The 3,092-nt window shown below is 73.9% G+C and carries 1 pseudogene; it reads right to left on the reverse strand.

Features of this window, described 5'->3' with window-relative positions:
* Nucleotides 1-3,092: pseudogene (locus GA0115233_RS39760) on the reverse strand (ribonuclease E/G); the annotation flags it as partial.

Genomic DNA, 3,092 nt, shown 5'->3' on the forward strand with positions numbered 1-3,092 from the left:
TCGCCTTGCGGGTCGCACGGCGGCGCGTACGGCCCTTGGGCGCGGCCTCCTCGGCCGGAGCGGCCGGGGCGGCCGGGGTCTCGACGACCGCGTCCTCCACGGCGGCGGGCTCGGCCTTCGCCTCGGCGGCCGGCTCCGGCTGCACCGGACGCTCGACCTCCTGCTCGACGGTCACGTCCTGGGCGGTCGGCGCCTGCTCCTCGGCAGGAGCCTCAACCGCGGGGGCCTCAGCCTTGGGGGCCTCAGCCTTGGGCGCACCGGCCGGGGCCGAGGCGCGACGGCTCGCGCGGCGCCGGGTGCGGCCACCGCGGGCGACCGCGGCCTCCGCCTCGGCGACCGAGCTGTACAGCTCCTCGTCCGGGGTGAACTCCGGCGCGGGCAGCGCGACCGGCTCGGCGACCTCGGCCGCCACCTCAGCGGCGGTCTCCGTCTCCGGCTCGGCCGTCTCCACGGCGGCCGTCGCGGCCTCCGCCTCGTGCACGTGCCCGTCACCGCCACGCCCGCGCTTCTTGCGCTTGCCGCCGCCCCCGGAGGAGGTCGGCTGCTCCATGTGGACGATGACACCGCGGCCGTTGCAGTGGACGCAGGTCTCGGAGAACGACTCCAGCAGGCCCTGGCCGACCCGCTTGCGGGTCATCTGCACCAGACCCAGCGAGGTCACCTCGGCGACCTGGTGCTTCGTACGGTCCCGGCCCAGGCACTCCAGCAGACGCCGCAGCACCAGGTCCCGGTTGGACTCCAGCACCATGTCGATGAAGTCGATCACGATGATGCCGCCGAGGTCGCGCAGCCTGAGCTGACGCACGATCTCCTCGGCCGCCTCCAGGTTGTTCCTGGTGACCGTCTCCTCCAGGTTGCCGCCCTGGCCGGTGAACTTGCCGGTGTTGACGTCGACGACGACCATCGCCTCGGTCCGGTCGATCACCAGCGAACCGCCGCTGGGCAGCCACACCTTGCGGTCCAGCGCCTTGGCGAGCTGCTCGTCGATCCGGTACGTGGCGAAGACGTCGACCTCGCTGGTCCACTTCTGCAGCCGGTCGGCGAGGTCCGGGGCGACGTGCGAGACGTACCCGTGGATCGTCGACCAGGCCTCGTCACCGCTGACGACGACCTTGGAGAAGTCCTCGTTGAAGATGTCCCGGACGACCCGGACCGTCATGTCCGGCTCGCCGTAGAGCAGCGTCGGGGCGTTGCCGCTCTTGGCCTTCTTCTGGATCTCCTCCCACTGCGCCTGGAGCCGCTCGACGTCACGGCGCAGCTCGTCCTCGGAGGCACCCTCGGCTGCGGTGCGGACGATGACGCCCGCGTCCTCGGGGACGATCTTCTTCAGGATGGTCTTCAGCCGCGCCCGCTCGGTGTCGGGCAGCTTGCGGCTGATGCCGGTCATGGAGCCCTCGGGCACGTACACGAGGTAGCGGCCCGGCAGCGAGACCTGGCTGGTCAGACGCGCGCCCTTGTGCCCGATCGGGTCCTTCGTCACCTGGACGAGCACCGACTGGCCGGACTTCAGGGCGGACTCGATCCGGCGCGGGCCGTTGGCCATGCCCAGCGCCTCGAAGTTGACCTCACCGGCGTAGAGCACGGCGTTGCGGCCCTTGCCGATGTCGATGAAGGCGGCCTCCATCGACGGCAGCACGTTCTGCACCTTGCCCAGGTACACGTTGCCGACGTACGAGGTCGACTGCTCCTTGTTGACGTAGTGCTCGACGAGCACGTTGTCCTCAAGGACGCCGATCTGCGTGCGGTCGCCGTGCTGGCGGACCACCATCACGCGCTCCACGGCCTCACGGCGGGCCAGGAACTCGGCCTCGGTGATGATCGGGACCCGGCGGCGGCCCTGCTCGCGGCCCTCGCGGCGGCGCTGCTTCTTGGCCTCCAGACGGGTCGAGCCCTTGATGGACTGCACCTCGTCGGACGGCTCGGACTTCGGACGCGGCTCGCGCACCTTGACGACGGTGCGCTCCGGGTCGTCGGCGGACGGCTCGACATCGGTGGAGCTGTCCCCGGCCCGGCGGCGACGACGGCGACGGCGACGGCTGCTGGAGCTGGAGGAGCCACCCTCCTCGCCCCGGGCCTCGTCGGCGTCCTCTTCCTCCTGCTCGGCGGTGTCCTCGGCGTCCTGCGCGGCCTGCTCGGCGGCGGTGCCCTCGGACTCGGCGTCCCCGGCCTCGCCGCCCTCGGCGTCGGACTCGGCGGACTCACCGCGGCGACGGCGACGGCCGCCCCGGCGACGGCGACGGCGCGACCCGGTCTCCTCGGTGTCCTCGCCCTCGGCGGCGTCCTCCGCGGTCTCCTCGGCCTCGTCCGCCTCGTCCTCGGCGGCCTCGGTACGGGCGCTCTCGGTACGTGCGGTCTCGGTCTCCTCCACCGGAGCGGAACCCCGGCGACGGCGACGACGGCGACCGCCGGTCGGCTCCTCCGGGAACTCCTCGGTCTCCTCGGCCTCGACGGACTCGTCCGACACCTCGGCGGCGGCCTCGGCGGCGGCGCGCTCGGGGGTCTGGAACCTGGGCTCGGTGAAGACGGGCGGCTGGAAGACGGCGACGGCGGGCCGCGCCGGACGACGCGGGGCCTGCTCCTCCTCGGGCTCCGCCTCCGCGGGCCGCGCGGGCTCGGAGAACGTGGCCGCGGCGCGCACGACCCGGCGACGACGACGCGGGGCCGCCTCCTCGACCGCCTCGGCCTTGTCGGCGCCGGCCTTGTCGGTCCCGGTCTTCTCGGCCTGCGGCTTCTCGGCCTCGGCGGCGGGCGCGGGCGTCTCGGTGACGCTCTCGTCCGCGGTGCTCTCGTCAGGAGTGGTCACGGCAGCCTCCACGCTGTCGGGCGCCCCGGCGGGCGCGGACGCACGACGCGTGGCACGCCGACGGGTACGACGGGGGGCGGCGTCCTCGGACGCGGCCGGGGTGTCTTCGGCGGGGGCTCGGTGGACTCGGTGACTTCGGTGTCGGTGGCGGCCTCGGTGACGGCGGCCTCCGCGGGCGCGGTCGCCTTCCGGGTCGCGCGGCGCCGCGTACGGGCCTTGGGCGCGGCGTCCTCCTCGGCCTGCGCGGGCTCGTCGGCGGCGGCGGTCTCCGCCGTCTCCGCCGTTTCCT

It is taken from the genome of Streptomyces sp. DI166 (assembly GCF_900091315.1).
GTDB classification, from domain to species: Bacteria; Actinomycetota; Actinomycetes; order Streptomycetales; family Streptomycetaceae; genus Streptomyces; species Streptomyces fuscus.